Consider the following 19,009-nt stretch of genomic DNA (forward strand, 5'->3'; position numbering starts at 1 on the left):
TTTCCGCAAGCTGAAGACCGGCAGGTCGCTTACGTCTGTATCGGCGGCGGTGTGGCAATGATGAGCTGCACCTGAGCACGCAGGCTGTCGTTGTCTTCGGTCAAGGCAGCTATCTGCTGGTTGGCGTGCGCCAATTGCTCATTGGCCAGTGCCACCGCTTTCGCCAGGGATTTACTGTCCACTTTTATCGCCGCCAACTGCTCCTGCAGCTGCTCACGGGCGCCGTCGGCTTTCGCGGTGGCCATCTGCGCTTCGCGGAGATCTGTGGCGAGGCGATGGGTCTGGTCATGCTGATCGGCCAGCGCCCGGGCCTGCTGACGCATTTCGCCGAGCAAGCGCTCGTTATCGCGGTTCAGGCGCGTGGATTCATCCTGCTTGATGACGAGTGTCTCCTGAAGTTTTCGCTGTTCAAGCTGAATCTGCTGCATTTGGGCTTCGTGGCGACGCTGATCCTGCTCGCGTTGTTCCTTGATGGCCTCGCGGTAGTGCTCCAGCGCGGCGCGGGCGTGGACATGCTTTTCTTCGAGAGACTGGATCTGCAGGTCTTTGTCCTGCACCCGCCGTTCAAGGTCCTGGCACTGCTGGCTCAGACCGGCATTGCGCGTCAGTTCCGACTGCCAGGAAGAATGGGTGGTTTGCAGCTGGGCGCCCTGCTCGGTCAACGCGGCGTGCTGGGATTCGCACTGGTGCCGGGCTGATTTCAGCTCCAGCTCAAGGGCTTCCAGTCGGGCCTCCCAGGCTATCCGCTGACGATCGAAGTCCGCCTGGGCCTGGGCGACGACCTCCTCGCCCTCCTCCGTCAGCCGATCAAGCAAGCTTTCAACCAATGATTTGAGCTCTTCGCCCATGCGCTCTCGGGACGACGCTTCGGCCGGCGCCTGGGCGTCCAGCTCTTTGAGATAGCGGGCAATGGTGGTTTTCGAACCGGTGTTGCCCAGTTCCACGCGCACCGCGTCGATGCTGGGGTAAGCGCCCTTGCTCAGCAATGCCTGTCGGGCCCGCTCCACTACCGCCTTGTTAATGCCACCGCGTGCCATGCCATCTCCTACGATTTCGTACCGTGTTACGTAACACGCTATTACAGGTCACAATACCAGCTAAAACGCTGTGTGGAAATGTTTCTGCCAGCAGCCGATAATAGTGCTTTATCGCTTTTCAGAAACTCAGGTCGCGATTTGAGCCAGCAAAGCGGCCGTGTCACGCCGATCGAGGGATGTATGGAAAAGGCAGATCGATACCTGTCAGCAGGAACCCGCGCCAACACGCGCCGCAGCTACCGGGCGGCGATCGAACATTTCGAAGTGGTCTGGGGCGGCTACCTGCCCACCACGGGGGACGGTATCGTGCGCTACCTCGCGGAGTACGCCGACAAACACGCCATCAGTACGCTGAAGCAGCGTCTGGCAGCACTGGCCCAGTGGCACGTCACCCAGGGATTTCCGGACCCGACCAAAACGCCCACGGTGCGGCAGCTGCTCAAAGGCATCCGCGTCGTCCACCCGGCGCAAGCCAAACAGGCGGCGCCGCTGCTGTTGCGTCACCTCGAGCAAGCGGTGACGTGGCTGGAGAACGAGGCAGATGCTGCCTGGGCACGCGGCGACCACAAGTCATTGATGCGTCACCGACGCTCTATCGCTCTGGTGCTGATCGGCTTCTGGCGAGGGTTTCGCGGGGATGAGCTGGCCAGACTGGACGTCGGCAACACCCAGGCCCAGGCGGGCGAAGGCATCAGCTTTTATCTGCATTACACCAAAAGCGACCGCCAGCATGAGGGCACCACGTTTCGCACCCCCGCGCTGAAGACGCTCTGCCCGGTCAATGCCTATATCAACTGGATTACCGTGGCCGGCCTGACCCACGGTCCGGTGTTCCGCCGGATTGATCGTTGGGGCAACCTCTCCATGGAAGCCATCAATTCCCACAGCCTTGTGCCGATGTTGCGGCGCATCTTTAAAGACGCCGGGTTGCCTGATGACCTCTACAGCAGTCACTCAATGCGCCGAGGGTTTGCAACTTGGGCGTCCGCTAACGGCTGGGATATTAAAAGCCTGATGAATTACGTCGGCTGGAAAGACATTAAATCGGCGCTGCGTTATGTAGACCCCACCACCTCGTTTGGCGGCCTGGCATTGAAGCCTGCTTTGAATAGCGCTTTGCAGCCTGCAGCCCTGGCCGAAACGTGACGGCCGTTGATGTTGTAAAGCGGCCTGCGCCATTTGAACTGCCAGCTTTGCAGTCAAGGCAGGAAAGAAGGCAGAAAAGTTTGCTGTTAGTACTGGCATCCATGCACCCACTCGCACTACAGTGTCCACGGTCACACCAGTCACCACCGTGCGCTCCAATGTTCGCCAGTGCTAACGCCGCACGTCAGTATCAACAAACCGAAACATGGAGTTCCAATGTCTAAACTTGCTGAATACCGCCAACTCGAACGTCACCTTGCCGATCAGCTCGCGGCCCTTGAGGCCATGAAAGGCGATAAAGGCCTGGAACAGGAAATCGAATTCGAAGGCAAATTGCGTACGCTGCTCGGCGAATACAATAAGAGCCTGAAAGATATTATTTCGATTCTGGATCACCCTACCGGATCCAAACAGGGCAAGAACGCTACTGCCCCCGAGAAGACCACTCGCAAAGCCCGCGCCGTTAAAGTCTACAAAAACCCGCACACCGGTGAAGTCGTCGAAACCAAAGGCGGCAATCACAAGACCTTGAAAGAATGGAAAGCCGAACACGGTTCCGACACCGTCGAATCCTGGCTTTCCTGATGGGTCTGTGAACGGGGGGACAGGTGATTAACCTTCGCTCCGTTGCCGATCTCCCGATGCCCGCGCCCGTCGCGCGGCATCGGTGATTCGATCATTGCTGTCTTGTTAGTCTGCAATTACCAATCGCGCAATTGGATCGTTTTAACCTCTTCGCCTCACACGTCAGCCCGGCATTCGTCAGGGCTCCCTTACTGCTGTCTGCCGGAGTACTCCCGTGAAGAATATAGTTGCTGGCGTGCTGAATGTTTCATATCGCGACATGGGCCCAGGCGATGGGCCGGTTGTGGTATTGCTCCACGGATTTCCCTATGACATCCACGCGTACGACGAAGTGTCGACGCAGCTTGTCCAGGCCGGCTGCCGCTGCATCGTGCCTTATCTGAGGGGATACGGCCCTACCCGTTTTATAGATTCAGCCACGCCCCGCTCGGGCGAACAGGCCGCATTGGGCGCTGACCTGCTGGCACTACTGGATGCATTGAATATCCCGAAAGCCATTCTCGCTGGCTACGACTGGGGCGGACGCGCGGCGTGTGTGGTGGCTGCGCTGTGGCCGGAACGGGTGACCGGGCTGGTCAGTTGCGACCCGGGCTACAACATTCAGGACATCGCTGCAGCCAACACACCTGCGTCACCCGAAACAGAGCGACGGCTCTGGTATCAGTACTACCTGCACGGTGAGCGCGGACGCGCCGGCCTTGCGGCCAATCGAAATGAGTTCTGCCACTTGCTCTGGAAATTATGGTCACCAACGTGGCAATTTGCGGAATCCACGTTCACTGAAAGTGCGCAGTCATTTGATAACCCGGACTTTGTTGACGTGGTCGTGCATTCTTATCGACACCGCTATGGACTGGTGCCGGGCGATCCTGCCTGCGCGGCGATTCAGGAGAAGCTCGCGCAGAAGCCCCTGATCACAGTGCCCACGGTGATTCTGGGGGGAGCAGACGATGGCGTCTCATCGAAACGCGAGGACAGTGCAGCGGTACGGGGCTTTGCAGGCCCAGTCCGGCGGCAGGTGATAGCGAGAGTGGGCCACAATGTTCCGCAAGAAGCACCGCAAGAATTCACCGATGCGATATTAAGCCTGTTGAGAAATCACTGAGCACAAGTCTCTGTCAGACCGCTGCCAATTCAGGATTGCTCGGCATTGCTTAGTTCAACAGCCGACTTTGCGGCTTCCACTTCATCTTCGAAATACAGTACGGCGCCCTCGTCATCTTTGACACGGAAGACGGCGGTTGCGCCCGACTGCCTGTGTTCGAGGGGGATGTCTTCACCTTCCAGTCTGACAACGGCCACGGCCATGATGATTCTCCTGGGGTCAGCACTGACAGCAAACGCAGCCGCTCACGCTGGAACTGGCTTGCGTCGGTTATCAGCTTGAATATTCAAGGCACAACTCGTCACGCGCGGTATTCAGCGTAGAACCGGGGTTGCGGGTGGATGCGTGGAGAGCTGAACAGTTGTGCACTTTGGGATGTGACAGGGAGCGGACGGTATTCAAGATCGATCAACCGAACCCCATTGATATGGGGTTGCCCACACGGCAGTGCGCCAAAAGCGGTGGCCAGCACAATCTGCTCGGGATCAAACAACACGATGGTTTCCGCGCTGACGGCGTCCATGTATAGCGAATAGGGGCAGGAAGCGTCGGGACAAACTTGATGACGAAGTTCGTTCAACACACGTAAGCGGCGGTAGACGACGGTGCCTTCACCCAACGATTTGCTGTACCAGGTATTCATTGCACTGCCCATCTCAATAAGCGTTATCAGTATCGACCCTGGGCTGAATCGATTCGTTCAACGGCAATAACGATGGACTGCGAGAACCTTACAGGCGGGCTTAGCGGCGGGCTTGAAACAGGGCGTGAATCTTGCCGATGACCTGGTCGATATCAAAGGGCTTTTCAATCACCTCATCAAACAGGTCTGGCCGCTCGGCACCCATGTACGCCTGGGCGCCACTCATGAGCATAATAGGCGTCGACATGTGCACGTCCCGAGACTTGATCGTCTCGGCAAGTTCCAGACCGGTCATGCCGGGCATCATGAAATCGGTGATGATCAAGTCGGGGCGCTCGCGATCAAGAATCTCCAGTGCCTTGCGCCCGCTTCCGGCCACCATGGTCTGAAAGCCCTCGTCCTCCAGCGCGAAGCTGAGGATATCGGCAATCAGGTATTCGTCATCGATGATTAGAATGGTTGGCATCAGAGGGCCATTTCCCGGCGGGCCCACGATGTCGCGAGGGTCAGGCACCTGGTCAGGCAACTCAATGGTTCTGGCCATCCCCACGTTGCGAATCGCATATCTCAGACCTTCTTCATGGTGATTCCAGCGTTGCTCATCACGACTTCAAGTGGCGAGGGATCGTAGGCGTTGTCTCTGATCTTCAGAATAGAAACCTGGCGTTGAAGTTCAGTCCGATGCTGAACGAACTGGACGAGCAGCAGGTTATCGACCACGCCGGAGACATCAGGCGCCGGGATGCTCGTTTGATCGTCGAACAACCGATGCGCCTCCCAGGACGCCATTACCGTGACGCCGCGCGCGCGAAGCTCGCCGAGCACGGTTTCGAGAACGTCCGGCACCCGACGCTGATCGGTGGCCGCCCGACTCAGGGCATTGAGACTGTCGATGAAGACGCGCTTGATCTGCAGCCGCTCCACCCTGTCGAGCAGGTCGTAGCACACCCGGTCGATAAGCCCTGCCGATGCCGGTGTCCAGACGACGTGCAGCGCGCCCGATGCCTGCAGCGCCGTGAAGTCCACGCCCAGAGAACGCGCTTTGGTCATCGCCCGCTGCGGGGATTCATGAAAGCCGAAGTACAGCCCCGGCTCCTGTGCAGAGCATTGGCTCAGAAACTGGATGCCCAGAGACGTCTTCCCGGCGCCTGAAGGGCCCATGATCAGCGTGACCGACGTCCGGACCAGACCGCCACCGATGTGTGAGTCCAGCCCGCCAATGCCGCTGCTCAGGAGGGTGTGAGGGTGTTCGGGCATCGCACCGGTTCGGGTGAGCATGCATTCAAGACGCGGGTAAATGGAAATGCCCTGGTCGTTGATCTCGAATTCATGGGCGCCGGGGATCGCGCCGCTCCCCCGGGTCTTGCGCATCTTGATCCGGCGCACCGTACGGGAGCCGACCATGTCTTCGCCCATCTCGATCACACCGTCAACCATGGTGTGCTCGGGACTGCCATCGTCGAGTTGCGAGCTGGTGAGAAACAGCACCGTGCAGCCGGCGAAAGCGGCATGGCCCTGCAGCTCGGAGATGAATTGCTTCGTGTCCAGCGGCGTCTCTGCCCTGGAGCGTGCGTTGAGCAGCCCGTCCAGAATCAGCAGGCTGGAATGCTGACGACTGATCTCGCGGCGCAGCAACTTGACGACCTCGTCCAGACCGTCGTTCTCCAGCGTGTCGAAGGCGCTGACAAACTGAATACTCTGGCCCACCGCCTGGCGATCGAAAAAGCTCAGCGTCGAGAGGAAATGAAACAGCCGGTCGTGAGGCTCGGCCAGCAGTGTGGCGAACAGCACGCGGCCGTTCTGCCGGACGTGATTGAACCCCAACTGGTTGGCAAGGATCGTCTTGCCCGACCCCGGACGTCCCTGAATGATGTATGAAGCGCCCGCCACAAGGCCTCCTTTGAGCAGTGCGTCGAAGCCCTTGATCCCGCTTTCAAGGCGTTTTAGCTGATTCAAATCTGCTCCCTCTCCTGATGTGCATCAGGCCTGAAAATACGCATTGCCCACGCGCGAAAGGCAATACAGTGGCGGGTAATCGCGGATCAGTCCAGCCCGTCGCACTGTTGCGGGTGACGGGGCATGCCGGGGCTGCGCCGGGATCCAACTTTACCCCCTGATCGGGGACAAAAAAAAGCCCGCTTTCGCGGGCAAAATCGATGGAGTCGTAGCGGATCAGACAGCCCTGCCAGCGGACACTTCTATGGAATCTAACTTAGAAGCCACGGGGTTTAGTGGAGTCTTTCAACCCCTTTTACGGACTTCGGCAACAGTCCGGCCTTGAATTGCTGAACAAACAACGCGGTTCTGAATCCACGCCCCAGCGTTGCAGCTTCTGCTTCGAAGCGGGTCACACAGGATGTGAAGTCCAGCTGAGCGTTGTCGTTGAACAACTCGCTGGCTTCATTGGGCGTCGAATCTTCCAATAACTTGTTCATCAGAATCTCCATGTCGTACGTGGTCTTGATCACATCGCCGGAGAGCCCGCTACGTACCGGCCCTCCCCTTATCGCGCTACTCAGCTTTACCCTGAGCCAGACCCGAGCCAAGGTCGGCGCCGGTCATCGGGTCCGCTTCCAGATCAGACTTCAGACGCTCCTTCATCATCGTCAGGGTGACCGAGTCGTCCTCGCTCAACGTGACCGAAGCGGTACCGTCACCACCATCGACTGCCGGCTTTGGATTTTCGACGTATTCGAAATCTGCGTCGCTGTTCCACGGGCCACGTACGTTCGGCTCGCCGTTGGACATGCTGAAGTAAGTGCGGGAGAACTCCGGCATGCCTGGCAACTTGCCTTGCGGGAAGTTCGGCTGAATCGAGTGCAGCGCTTTCTCGAAGGAGATCTGATGCGCGATTTCCCGGGTCATGAGGAAGCCCAAGGCGTCCTTGATGCCTGGATCGGTGGTCACGTTCATCAGGCGTTCGTAGACGATCTTCGCCCGTGCTTCAGCAGCGATGTTCGAACGGAAGTCCGCCGTCGGCTCGCCAATGGTATCGATGTAGGCTGCGGTCCATGGCACACCGGCCGAGTTGACCAGCGGAGCACCACCGCCGTACAGCAGGCTGGTGATGTGCGAGTCATTGCCGGCGCCGTTGATGTCACGGTACAACTCGCCCTCGGCTTGCACGCCTTCGGCGAGTTTGCCTTTGGCGCCCTTGTTGAGCATCACGATGATCGAGCCAATGATTTCAAGGTGGCTCAGTTCCTCGGTGGCGATGTCCAGCAACAGATCCTTGCGACCTGGATCTTCTTCAGCCAACGCTTGGGTAAAGTAACGAGTGGCCGCAGCCAGCTCGCCCTGGGCGCCGCCGAACTGCTCCAGCAGCAAGTTGGCCAGACCCGGATTAGGCTCGGCGACGCGAACCGTGTATTGAAGACGTTTATTGTGCAGGAACATAGTCTTACTCCCTTCTCAGGCTAATTTCGTATCAGGGTTTTTAACGACAAGTTCAGCTTTCTATTGCGGCGATCTGTCAACTAAGCAGACCGCACAGATATAAAGAGACATCGCTGAAGATGTAATTCAGGAAAGCGGAAATAGACCCGACCAATGGTTTCGCGTTGAAAGTTTATAACGGTTGATAATGTGCCGACGGGCGGTTTCTCATTTCATTCGAGCTCAGATAACTACTGAAAGTCGACCACAATAGGTCTAGATCGGCGGGGCGTCACAAGGATCGACGGCATTGCGCCGTCGATCTCCCTGAATTGTTCTAGCGAGGCCCGTTGGTGACCCGCGCAGGTTGTTTCAGCTGGTAACGGCGCCCTTTGGGGCACTGGCGATAAGCGCCGCACCACAGGCGGTTTTCATGCCGTCTAATGCGACGGGAATTCCGTCGACTGTGTAAGTGCTGCTCCCTTCGGCGATGGGGAAAATGCCTTTGCATAATGGGCAACTGACGTTGTGTCCCACCCCGGCGATGGGCTTGCCGTTCAGGTCGGTCTGCGGAAAGGCCTGAAGCACGACGCCGCCGTGGGTGGTGAGGTCGCCTAGGCGAATGATATCTTTCATGTTTGAGGCTCGTTGCTGGTTTTAGTGATTGATGCTTTGATTGCGGTGGTTGGGTGGGGGGTTAGTTGTTTGGCCATGCCCGCATTGTTGCTGTCGCTATTAAGTTTAGAGAAATGACTTACTGACGAGTGGGACTGTTTCGGGTGAAGTTATTGCACTAGGGTGAGCGGCTCGGGGAGTTGCAACTGAGGACGCATCCGGGCCTTTTAATGTCGAAGCAGTATTACCAACTTCCATAAGGGATACCATGCTGGTCGACGTAGGCTTTGTTTTCAGGTTCGAGCGGGACGTACTTGCCTTTGCTTGCACCACGGTAGGGACCAAGCGGTTCGACTTCGGCTTGATACCGCCCGACTTCTTTGAAGCCCAGGCATGGCCCGCCCACCCAGACTTTCACAATGCCTCCCGGAGCCATTCCCAGCGTAATAGCGAAACGGTAGTCGTCTACCCATTCTTTTGTACCGCGGCAGTAGACCCGCTCCGGTCTCACCATATCCTTGCGTACCCATTGAGGGATCTGGATCCTGACCCTATAAGCTTGAGGCTCCACCAGTGACTGCCAGCGCAGGAAAATCTGTTCTGGCAAGTCAACGTTGTTAATGGGTTTACCTCCTGACACCCCTTGGTGCCAGCCCTCGACTTTCCCTGTATAACTTGCGACCCCGCCGTGCACCCTAAAGAATGCGAGTCCACGCGTGTCCAGTACATCGACGCTTTCCACCCACACCTCCATGTGTTTGGGCGCGGCGAAGCCGATATACCACGCCGGATATGGCAGCTTGACAGGGGGTACTAAGCCTCCCGTTGCGCAGGCACTCAGGCTGATCAGCAATCCGACCGCAAAGACCAGATGCCTCATTCAGGAAACCCAGTCTGCAAATGAGAGCCTTGAACAACGCCGCAAATGCGCTAGCCGTCGCGTGTTGTGATGCCCCTTGTTAGTACTCATGGCCGAGTTACCAACTGCCATAGGGAATGCCGTGCTGGTCTACGTAGGCTTTGTTCTCCGGTTCAAGCGGGATGTACTTGCCTTTGCTTGCGCCACGGTAGGGACCGAGCGGCTCGACTTCAGCTTGGTACCGGCCGACTTCCCTGTATCCCAAACAAGATCCACCTACCCAGACCTTAACAATCCCCCCCGGTGCCATTCCGAGGGTGAGCGCATCGCGATAGTCCTCCTCCCATTTGCTTGTCCATAAGCAAAATGCTTGCTCTGGCTTGATCATCTGATCGCGCACCCACTGCGGTATCTGAATACTAATCTTGTAGGCTTGCGGCTCAACCAGGGATTGCCAGCGCAGAAAGATACGCTCAGGAAGATCGACGTTGTTGATGGGCTTCGACTTGCCCGCGCCATTTCCCCAGCCCTCTGGCTGACCGGTGTAACTCGCGACTCCTCCATGCACTCGAAAAAATCTCAGGCCTCGCTGATCGATCACATCAACCGTCTCCACCCACACCTCCATATGTTGGGGAGCTGCCAGACCGACATACCATGCTGGATAGGGCAATCTGGGGGGCGGTGAGATTGAGGGGCTCATTGCACAGGCACTAAGACTCATCAGTATCCCAACCACTAAGATCAGACGCTTCATTCTGGATACCCCTCTTGCGGGAGGTTGAGATGCACATTCCTCCGATTCAGCGGTGCCGGCTTGCTAAGTAAGAAGGGGCCTCGGGGGGTCCAGTGTGCGGACAGGTGGATGTACCTCGCTCGTAGCAACGCCTCTTGCGCAGGTTCGAGTCTTACGAGCCGGTCCGTCATCACCCGCTGCAAGATTCGCTTGGCGATAGGCCTGAGCTCGTCGGGCATTGCGAGCTCAGGCCGCCCGTCCAGGCTCTTAAACGGGACGCCGTGACGCATCCCCAGTTCACGCATAACACGGAGTGCAATCAGGCTCAGTTCGCCATGCACAGGGCGTTCGAGCAGCACTGTTATCCAGTAGTCCTGCATCACTGGCTCAGCTTTGCCGCGAGGGTTAGTTGCTGCAGGCCAGGCTTTCACCGCAACGTAGCCATCGCGGGCAACGCCTGATTCGCGCAATGCCTTGGCGTCCGCCTCTGCACGGGCCCAGGCCGCGTGGGACTCAACGCTTTGGCCGGTCGGAACGCTGGCCTTGCAGGGCTGCGTCATCCACAACTTTTCTCGTGCTCGTGGGAGATAGCCCCCGCCGACATCGGAGTGCGCTCCCGGCAGTCCGATCTGGAGGTGCGTGTGGTGGACGTTATTAAGAGAAAAGTCGGCTCGATACTCGTCGAGTGCTTGAAGGTGGATAACCTGCCGAGCGCAGTCGGGTGGCAGGTAGAGATTAACGCCACGATTAAGGTCGTTGCCAGGACTGAAGTCACCATGTAGAGGATCTGAGATGGCTGCAACGGTATCGAACAGGCCGATCAAGTTGATAGCTACGCCCGTCGAAGCGTCAAATCCCCTCATAAGACCGAAGTTTCCAGCCTTGAGCACTTCGGCAAATATGCCGGACTCCGCCTTGAGGAATTCATTTGCGCAGTGACGCGCCGCCGCAGCGCCACGACTAAAACCGAAGATATCGACTTCGATCTTATGGATTGAAACACCGGGATTGGTTTGTTCAAAAAAGCTGAGTTGCGTCTTGATGGATGTTGGCATCTGTCTCACCCGAGCAACCACCCCTGTCTCTCCTTGCCCTAAAGCTTGCCCCATCAGCACGTCATCCTCGCCACCGCTGCGGGTGCCAATGCCTTCGATATAAGCTCTGATATAACCGATTTCCGCGTCCTTATTGACGGGAGTTGCAGTGTTATCCGGATACAAGTCATACAAATGCGCCACGTTACTCGGCGCATTCCCGTAACTGTTGTTCGGCGCGCTGTTAAACGCACTCCCGTCAAACTCTCCAAACCCATACTGCTTACACGTCGCAGCAATGCTCTCCAGCTCTTCACGGCTGAAGCTGTCCAAATCCGATTGTCGGCACTGTGCAGTCGCCGCCGCATTGCTCTGGTTATTACCCGTACCGTCAAAGAACAGCCCGATGCGCAGAGTGATGCCTTCAGTGATTTCCTCTTCCTCTTCTTCCTCCTCAAGTGGCTCGGGCTGTTTAACTGGCGCAGCATTTTTGATCATGCTCCGCTCGTAGTGAATGTTGCCGCCGCTGAAGCTGGGCCAGAATTCGTGCAATTCAGGCGGTATATCCAACAACGGTGGCAAAGCAGGCAGTTCAACCTCCTGCGCGGCTTTCGGTCTGAAGTCGAAGTGCGCGGCTTTGATGAGATAGTCGCCGGCGGTGCCGGATTCAATGCTGCATTGCTCGATGGCGACGTAGCTGCCGCCAGCATTGAGGACGATGCGCTTCTTCGCAGTGATGTGGATTTCATCTTCGGTGCTGGTGATGTTTATTCCCTGGCGAGCGAGCAGTTCAAGCGTATCGTTCTGTGCCTGGATGCTAACCGGGCCTTCGTTGGAAATCAGCTTGAGGCCGACCTTGCGAACGAACAGGCTCAGGCCCTGGCCGATACCCATGAACAGTTTCTTGACCACGCTGATGTCGGTGTGGCCGCCCGCGTTGAGCATCAGGTTGTCTTGCGCGGCCAGTTGCAGATGTTTGCCGCTGGTCAGGGCAATGCCGTCCGGAGCGCTGAGCAGCAACACCGAGGATTTGAGCGCGTCCAGATCCTGTTTGAGCAGATCGAGTTGAGCTAGGACGTCTGCTGTGTCTGCCTGGCTAACGGCGGCATCCGCCGAGATCTTTTCCATCTGATCGCCGGCATTTTGCAATCGACCCACTGCAGCACTCATGTCGAGCTGTTTACCCTGCGCCTTGGTCTGCCCATCCGCACTGATAAACACCCCACGCGCCGCCCGAATCGCGCCCCAGCCATCGGTGCGTAGTTCAAACCCTTCTCCGCGTTTCAGCTTCTCGTCATCCACCAGATGCCCAAGGTTCAGCTGGCTCTTGCCGCTGTGCTCGGTGCTGAGTTTGATGTGCTCCTTGCCGCGATCATCTTCCATGCGCAGCTTGTTATTGGCCGGCGTGCGCAGGACATTGCGTTTGTAATCGCTGCGCAGCAGCGTCACATGGTCAGGATGTCGGCTGTCATGAAGCGCGTGAGCGATGTACGGCCGATCCGGGTCGCCCTGCTCAAAGGCAACAGCCACCTCGGTCCCACAGATCAGCGGCAGGTGCATGCCGTGGGTATCGCCTGCATACGGCCGAGCCAACCTCAACCACAGACTTTCCTCACCCAGCTCCCAGCTGTCTCGGTTGAACAGAAAGCTGACCTTGTAACGACCTTCGCTGTCGATGTGGCTATACGGATCGTTGGCCAGCGAACTGGTGACTCGCGCCGGAACAGTGCCCGCGATCTCAGGCTTGGCCAGCAACGGCGGGCGGAAACACACGCTCTCGGAATACGGAATCGCCTCAAAGCTCAAATCAAAACTACGGTCCCGCGCCGCACGCAGCTTCAATCCAGTGATCACCGCCCCCGGTTCAAACGCCTGGGGCGCCCCACCGGAAATCGCCAGCACCTGCGCCAATCCCAACGAAGCACTGCTGCTGACGCCACTCAGCCGAGTCTGATCATTCAGATATCGCTCATGACGCAACCGCCCATAGAAAAACCCGCTTTCCCCCAGCAGATCCTCGTCCTGATCCAGTTTGTCGCCCAATACCCGGTACGGCTCCGCATAGTGATACGCCTCGCCATAAGTCGTGGAATCCCCCCGCGTCTGGTCCACATCCCCATCCAGCCACGCACTCGCATCCCGATGGTGATAAGCACGAAAGTGAACGCTCTGCTCCACAACCCCATGACTGGACTGCAGCCCCCAGACCCCGTCCGCGCCACTGCTGCCCAACCCGGACTGCGGCCGAAACGGCAAGCTCACACGCGGCCGAACGTAATGCCGCTGATCATCGTGAAACTCGACGACCGCAATACCCAATCGCTCATCGTTGGTGAAGCGATACCAGATCCCCACCTCCGCCAGAAGCCGCGAGATAAAAACCAGATCACTCTCGCCGTACTGCATCACCTGCTCACGCGTCGGGTACTCCCGCACCAACGAAAACAGAAAATCCTGCCCCTCAAAATCATGCCGCGACCGCAAGATACTCTCGACAATCTCCGGCACCGACTGATGCTGATAAATCCGGAACTGCCGCCCTCGACCCAGCAACGTCAGGCGCGGCTGCAAAGTAATCTCGTATCTGGCTTCGTCAGCAGAACAGGAAAGCCGCTTGAAACCCGTCACCACCCCATGCAACGTGCGCAGCGGTTTAACCGAAGGCACCGGCAACCCACGAATCGGAACAGGCAACGTATGCGCCGCCGCATGCGTACTGAACTGCACGTCCCGCCCCAACACACGTTCAGCCCCGATGTCCTGCTCAACCGAAGTAAATTCCACGCGATACAGAAACGGCTGACTCAGCTGCTCCTCACCCTCAAACGCCAGCACATCAAGCGAGAAAGGAAGGCGATGGACAACCAGTTTATGGCGACTGTGATCGAAGAAAGGCGGCAATACGGTGATCATGAATGAGCGTCCCTGGCAGGAGAAAGCGCCCCTGACCGGTCTGCAGAAAACCGGATCAACTCGTCCATGAGAGAGGGCTGAAGCGGGCGAAGATGCGACATTTCAAAGTGTGACTCCAGAGGGGGAGACACGAAGGAGACGGTTCCAGCGGCATTTACGGAGTAATCCTACAAACCGCAAATCGACAGCAAACCCAGGCCGCCATTCTCTGGCACAATCCCCCTTTTTTCGAGCAGGACAGGCCAGAACATGGATCTGAATAACGTTTTTCAGCGCTTGAACACCGGCAGCAAAAAGTGGAGCCAGTACCCTGAAGACGTGCTGCCGATGTGGGTGGCGGACATGGATTTCCCGGTGGCAGCGCCCATTGTGCAGGCGCTGAAGAACCGTCTGGAGCATCCGCTGCTGGGCTATTCCGTGCCCCAGCAAGCGTTGCGGGAAACCTTGGTCAAGCATCTCACCGCCCGTTACGGCTGGCAGATCGAGGCGCAGGATCTGGTGTTTCTGCCCGGGGTCGAGCCTGGGGTAAACATGGCGCTCCACGCGCTGGTTTCGCCATCCAGCGCGGTGCTGGTCCAGACGCCGAACTACTCGCCGCTGCTGCACGCGCCGGCCAACTGGAAACTGCCGCGCATTGATCTGCCCTTCCATGCTGACGCTCAGGGTGAATACCCCACCGACGTCGCGGCGCTGGAACGCGCGCTGCCTGACCATGGCGCGCTGCTGCTGAGCAATCCCCACAACCCGCTGGGCAAGGTCTTCGAACGCGACGAATTGCTGGCCATCGGCGAAGCCTGCGTGCGGCGCGATGCACTGATCATTTCCGATGAGATCCACGCCGACCTGCTGTTCGACGGCCGTCAGCACACGCCGATCGCTTCCCTGAGCCCGGAGATCGCGGCGCGCAGCGTGACGCTGATGTCGGCGAGCAAGGCCTGGAACATCGCCGGTCTGAAAACAGCGTTCGCCGTGGTGCAGAACGCCGAGCTGCGCCAGCGTTTCAATGCCGGGCGGCTGGGGCTGGTGGACAGCGTCAACGCCCTGGGCCTGGAAGCCACCGAAGTGGCCTATCGCGAAGGCGGCCCGTGGCTGGAACAGGTCGTGGCATATCTGCAGGACAACCGGAATTACCTGGCCGAGGCCATCAAAACCCGCTTTCCCGGTATTACGATGAACCTGCCCCAGAGCACCTATCTGGCGTGGCTGGATTGCTCCGGCCTGGGGCTGGAAAACCCACAGCAGTTCTTCCTCGAACACGCCAAAGTCGCGCTCAGCGACGGGCTGGAATTCGGCGAGGACTGTGGCCAGTTCGTGCGTCTGAACTTTGGCTGCCCGCGGCCGATGCTGGAAGAAGGCCTGGCGCGTATGGAACGCAGCCTGCGCCGCGCCTGACGCCTTCCCGGCTAAAGCCGGTCCTGCATGGCCGTGCTTAGAAGTATTTCAGCCAGGCGATGTCCCGGCGTCGCGCCTTGAGCGCCGCGAACCAGCTCACTGCCGGCAACAGCACGACAGTGAGCACCGCGGCGCAACCCCACAGGCCCAGTACCGAGGTAAACCCGAAGTATTGGCCCTGGGTGTTACCCCAGATTGCGACCGCGCCGATATACAGTAGCTTCAGCACGTATAAGTGCAGCAGATAGAAAAACATCGGCGCGGCGCCAAAGGTCACCAGCGGTCGCAGCCATGGCCTTCCCTGCTGCCGCTCAAGCCAGGCCAGCACCAGCAAGCCGACGCCCAGGGTCAGGCTGATGAACAGCAACGACGGCGGGTATTTGGTGACGTTGAGGACGCTCATCAGCGTGTGGGCCGTTGTGTCACCCTCCACCCACGGCTTTTCGCCATAACCGTTGATGCCGCGCAGGGCGAGAAACAGCGCCAATGCGCCAAAACCCCAGGCTATCAGGTTGATCTCGCGCTTCTCCGCATTCGCGTCGCGGCCAAACCACGGCCCCGCGGCGTAACCCACGGCGATCACGCCGATCCACGGCAGCAGTGGGTACGAGGTGCGCAAGCGCACACTGTCGCCGACCTCGATCCAGCCGCGGTCATGGAGAATCGCCCACGGAATGTGCATCGCCGAGCCCACAGTAAAATGCACGTCGTCCAGCAGGTTATGCCCGGCGATGATCGCCAGCCCCAGCGCCGCCAGCACACCGCGCGGCAATACCACCATCGCCGACAGCGCAATCATGCTCAGGCCAATTGCCCAGATGACCTGCAGGTAAATCACCGTCGGTGGAAACTGGAACGTCCAGGCGAAATTCACCAGGGTCAGTTCCAGCGCGATCAACACCAGTCCGCGCTTGAACAGAAAGCCCGCCACCGCGCCCTTGCCCGCATGCCGTTCGCCGTACAGCCAGGCGGAAAGCCCGGTCAGGAACACGAACAGCGGCGCACAGAAATGCGCGAGGGTGCGGCTGATGAACAGGTCGACGCTGGTGTTAGGGATATCCATCGGGTCGCTGACCTGGTGGTGCAGAAAGAACGTCTCGCGCACGTGGTCCAGCAACATGAAGATGATGATCAGCCCACGCAGGGCATCGATCGATTGCAGGCGGCCGGGGTGGGCGATGGACGTGGCGGGAGATTGCAGAGGGACAGACAAGGTTTGCATACGCAGTGAACTCTCGAAGCGCGATAACCGACAGGCCCATGTCAGGCCTGTAAAAAGCGAGTTATAACATAACACTTCAAGGTGTCCTGCGCGCAACCAAAATCACGCGCAGGGTGTGGCCCGAAACCACCACAATGCCTCGCCACCGGCCATGAGCACCCTGCCCCGTCCGGTGACTCGGCTGTCGCGCAGATCAATAGCCGAGCGACAACCCCGTGCTGCGACGCGGATCGTTGGCGCCGTAGAAACGGTTATTACCCACTGGCTTCCCACCGAGCGAAGGCGCGCCAACGAGAATGGCAGCCAGATGATTGGCGTCCTGGGGGCCGGCGAATTTGTGGCCCCAGCTTTCCAGGATCTTTTGGGTGTCGGGGCTCACGGCGAAGGTTTCCAGGTTGGTGGTTTCCGGCATCCACTGCTGGTGGAAGCGAGGCGCATCGACTGCTTCCTGGATGTTCATGCCGTAGTCGATGACGTTAAGCATGGTCAGCAAGGTGGCGGTGATGATACGGCTGCCGCCCGGAGTACCGACGACCATCACCGTCTTGCCGTCCTTGGTGACGATGGTCGGACTCATCGACGACAGCGGCGACTTGCCCGGCGCGATGGCGTTGGCTTCGCCTTGTATCAGGCCGTACATGTTCGGCACGCCGACCTTGGAGGTGAAGTCGTCCATCTCGTCGTTGAGGATCACGCCGGTGCTGCTCGCCATCACCCCTGCGCCGAACCAGTCGTTGAGGGTGTAGGTGACGGACACCGCGTTGCCCCATTTGTCGACGATGGAATAGTGCGTGGTGTTGTTGCCTTCGTGGGGCGCGACGCCGGGTTTGATGTTCTGGGAGATGCCGGCTTTCTGCGGTTCAATGGCGGCGCGCAGCTTGGCGGCGTAGTCGCGGTCGAGCAGATGGCTGATCGGGTTCTTGACGAAGTCCGGGTCGCCCAGGTAGCTGTTGCGGTCGACGTAGGCGTGACGCATGGCTTCGATCTGGTAATGCAGGCCCTGGGCGGAGTGATAACCCAATTCCTGCATCGGGTAGCCTTCGAGGATGTTCATGATCTCGCAGATGACCACGCCGCCGGAGCTCGGTGGCGGCGCCGAGACCACGTGGTAGCCGCGGTAATCACACTCGATCGGCGCCAGTTCGCGGGTCGCGTACTTGTCCAGATCCGCCTGGGTGATTATGCCCTTCCCCGCCTGGCTGGAATCGACGATGGCCTTGGCCACCCAGCCCTTGTAGAAACCGTCGCTGCCTTTGGCGGAGATTTCCTTGAGGGTTTTGGCGAGGTCTTTCTGCACCAGGGTATCGCCGACTTGAAGCGGCTGGCCCTTGTTCAGGAAGATCGTGCCGAGGTCTTTGGCGTCGGCCTTGAACTCGTCGGTGGCGGTGCCGAGCAGGTCAACGTCTCCCTGCTCCAGGGCGAAGCCGTTTTCAGCGAGCTTGATCGCCGGGGCAATGACTTCGGCGCGTTTTTTGGTGCCGTATTTGCTGAGCGCTATTTCCATTCCGGACACGGTGCCGGGCACGCCGACGGCCAGGTGCCCCTTGGAACTCAGGTCCGGCACGACGTTGCCGTCCTTGTCCAGGTACATGTTGGCGGTGGCCGCCAGCGGCGCTTTTTCGCGGAAGTCGAGAAAGGTCTTGCGCCCGTCTGCCAGCTGGATGGTCATGAAACCGCCCCCGCCCAGGTTGCCGGCGGCGGGATAGACCACGGCCAGCGCATAGCCCACGGCGACTGCCGCATCGACTGCGTTGCCGCCCGACTTGAGCACGTCAACGCCCACGTGGGTGGCCAGGTGTTGTGCGGTGACGACCATGCCGTTTTCAGCGGCAGCCGGGGCCACGGAAGCGGCGTGAGCGCAGGGCAGACCTAGGATCAGCGCCGTCGCAACGAGGGACTGGGCGAAGGGTTCGAACTTCATGGGCGGTTTCTCTTTTTCTTGTGATGGGGGGACAGCGTGGGCAGAGGGTGCCCCGCACTAAACTAGCGCATGGGGGGAAAGTTGCCAGTGAGCGTTAAAAACCCGGCAGGGTGAATGCCGGGCTCGGTGCGCGTAGATGCAGGACAGCGCTGAGTCTGCTTCAGAACCAGCGATCGTTGCGCTTGCGGCCCTTGGTCAGGGACGGGAGGATCAGGCCCAGCAACAGGCCCGCGCCGGCGATGCTGCCGCCATAGACCATGTAGCGCATCAGCACCTGATTGTTCTCGTCACCCAGTTTCGCCTGGGTGGTGCGCAAGTCGGACTGCGCGCTGGCCAACTGCGCGTTCAGGTCCTTGGTGCGGGCCTCAAGCTCGTCGACCAGTTTCTTGCGCGACTCCAGGGTTTCCTGCATGCCCTGAACCTTGG

General features: G+C 59.0%; 17 protein-coding genes and 2 pseudogenes. 4 read left to right on the top strand and 15 right to left on the bottom strand.

The genetic code is table 11. The annotated features are described in order from the left end of the window. Nucleotides 1-29: 29 nt before the first annotated feature. Nucleotides 30-1,037 carry a DNA-binding protein gene (locus QMX88_RS07895; protein WP_282367959.1) on the bottom strand — a complete coding sequence of 336 codons (1,008 nt, stop codon included), beginning with the start codon at nucleotides 1,035-1,037 and terminating at the stop codon, nucleotides 30-32. 180 nt (nucleotides 1,038-1,217) lie between these two features. Between QMX88_RS07895 and QMX88_RS07900 the strand changes: the two genes are divergently transcribed. The 3 genes from QMX88_RS07900 (at nucleotide 1,218) to QMX88_RS07910 (ending at nucleotide 3,873) form a co-directional block, all read left to right on the top strand. After that, nucleotides 1,218-2,183 (top strand): tyrosine-type recombinase/integrase, encoded by a 966-nt coding sequence (locus QMX88_RS07900; RefSeq protein WP_282367961.1) that lies wholly within the window; start codon nucleotides 1,218-1,220, stop codon nucleotides 2,181-2,183. A gap of 216 nt (nucleotides 2,184-2,399) precedes the next feature. Beyond that, nucleotides 2,400-2,768, top strand: coding sequence for a histone-like nucleoid-structuring protein, MvaT/MvaU family (locus QMX88_RS07905; RefSeq protein WP_282367965.1), 369 nt, complete (start codon nucleotides 2,400-2,402; stop codon nucleotides 2,766-2,768). A gap of 259 nt (nucleotides 2,769-3,027) precedes the next feature. Then, entirely contained in the window at nucleotides 3,028-3,873 is an 846-nt protein-coding gene (locus QMX88_RS07910) for an alpha/beta fold hydrolase (protein ID WP_282367993.1), read from the top strand. A gap of 29 nt (nucleotides 3,874-3,902) precedes the next feature. Here QMX88_RS07910 and QMX88_RS07915 read toward each other — a convergent pair whose 3' ends face one another. From QMX88_RS07915 to QMX88_RS07965, 11 genes and pseudogenes are all read right to left on the bottom strand, one after another. After that, nucleotides 3,903-4,076, bottom strand: a complete 174-nt coding sequence (locus QMX88_RS07915; RefSeq protein ID WP_192173879.1) for a hypothetical protein — start codon at nucleotides 4,074-4,076, stop codon at nucleotides 3,903-3,905. 98 nt (nucleotides 4,077-4,174) lie between these two features. Then, entirely contained in the window at nucleotides 4,175-4,516 is a 342-nt protein-coding gene (locus QMX88_RS07920) for a hypothetical protein (protein WP_282367967.1), read from the bottom strand. Between the two features lie 100 nt (nucleotides 4,517-4,616). After that, nucleotides 4,617-4,982: a response regulator gene (locus QMX88_RS07925; protein ID WP_282367969.1), complete on the bottom strand. Its 366-nt coding sequence runs from the start codon at nucleotides 4,980-4,982 to the stop codon at nucleotides 4,617-4,619. A 101-nt stretch (nucleotides 4,983-5,083) separates the two neighbouring features. Further along, the gene (locus QMX88_RS07930; RefSeq protein ID WP_282367971.1) at nucleotides 5,084-6,472 is read right to left on the bottom strand and encodes an ATPase domain-containing protein; all 1,389 of its coding nucleotides are present in this window, start codon (nucleotides 6,470-6,472) and stop codon (nucleotides 5,084-5,086) included. 272 nt (nucleotides 6,473-6,744) lie between these two features. Continuing rightward, nucleotides 6,745-6,951 carry a hypothetical protein gene (locus tag QMX88_RS07935; RefSeq protein WP_192173883.1) on the bottom strand — a complete coding sequence of 69 codons (207 nt, stop codon included), beginning with the start codon at nucleotides 6,949-6,951 and terminating at the stop codon, nucleotides 6,745-6,747. A 76-nt stretch (nucleotides 6,952-7,027) separates the two neighbouring features. Then, the gene (locus tag QMX88_RS07940; RefSeq protein ID WP_192131726.1) at nucleotides 7,028-7,912 is read right to left on the bottom strand and encodes a manganese catalase family protein; all 885 of its coding nucleotides are present in this window, start codon (nucleotides 7,910-7,912) and stop codon (nucleotides 7,028-7,030) included. A 351-nt stretch (nucleotides 7,913-8,263) separates the two neighbouring features. Then, nucleotides 8,264-8,527, bottom strand: a complete 264-nt coding sequence (locus QMX88_RS07945) for a PAAR domain-containing protein (RefSeq protein ID WP_282367977.1) — start codon at nucleotides 8,525-8,527, stop codon at nucleotides 8,264-8,266. Nucleotides 8,528-8,750: 223 nt separating this feature from the next. Next, on the bottom strand, nucleotides 8,751-9,386 hold the full coding sequence (locus QMX88_RS07950) for a DUF2931 family protein (RefSeq protein WP_282367978.1): 636 nt from the start codon (nucleotides 9,384-9,386) through the stop codon (nucleotides 8,751-8,753). Nucleotides 9,387-9,483: 97 nt separating this feature from the next. After that, nucleotides 9,484-10,122, bottom strand: coding sequence for a DUF2931 family protein (locus QMX88_RS07955; RefSeq protein ID WP_282367980.1), 639 nt, complete (start codon nucleotides 10,120-10,122; stop codon nucleotides 9,484-9,486). Continuing rightward, nucleotides 10,119-11,633, bottom strand: coding sequence for a T6SS phospholipase effector Tle1-like catalytic domain-containing protein (locus QMX88_RS07960; protein ID WP_282367995.1), 1,515 nt, complete (start codon nucleotides 11,631-11,633; stop codon nucleotides 10,119-10,121). Before QMX88_RS07960 ends, QMX88_RS07955 begins: the two co-directional genes overlap by 4 nt. Before the next feature lie 72 nt (nucleotides 11,634-11,705). After that, a pseudogene (locus tag QMX88_RS07965) lies at nucleotides 11,706-14,048 on the bottom strand (type VI secretion system Vgr family protein); the annotation flags it as partial. Nucleotides 14,049-14,297: 249 nt separating this feature from the next. Between QMX88_RS07965 and QMX88_RS07970 the strand changes: the two are divergent. Continuing rightward, on the top strand, nucleotides 14,298-15,440 hold the full coding sequence (locus QMX88_RS07970; RefSeq protein ID WP_282367982.1) for a MalY/PatB family protein: 1,143 nt from the start codon (nucleotides 14,298-14,300) through the stop codon (nucleotides 15,438-15,440). A 37-nt stretch (nucleotides 15,441-15,477) separates the two neighbouring features. Here the strand turns inward: QMX88_RS07970 and QMX88_RS07975 are convergent, their stop codons facing one another. From QMX88_RS07975 to QMX88_RS07985, 3 genes and pseudogenes are all read right to left on the bottom strand, one after another. Further along, complete coding sequence (locus QMX88_RS07975) at nucleotides 15,478-16,662, bottom strand: DUF1624 domain-containing protein (protein WP_282367984.1); 1,185 nt, start codon at nucleotides 16,660-16,662, stop codon at nucleotides 15,478-15,480. 193 nt (nucleotides 16,663-16,855) lie between these two features. Beyond that, nucleotides 16,856-18,583 carry a gamma-glutamyltransferase gene (gene ggt, locus QMX88_RS07980; RefSeq protein WP_282367986.1) on the bottom strand — a complete coding sequence of 576 codons (1,728 nt, stop codon included), beginning with the start codon at nucleotides 18,581-18,583 and terminating at the stop codon, nucleotides 16,856-16,858. Between the two features lie 160 nt (nucleotides 18,584-18,743). Beyond that, nucleotides 18,744-19,009 (bottom strand): annotated as a pseudogene (locus QMX88_RS07985) (TIGR04211 family SH3 domain-containing protein); the annotation flags it as partial.

Origin of the sequence: Pseudomonas sp. PS02290, assembly GCF_029960075.1 — a bacterium.
Lineage (GTDB): Bacteria > Pseudomonadota > Gammaproteobacteria > Pseudomonadales > Pseudomonadaceae > Aquipseudomonas.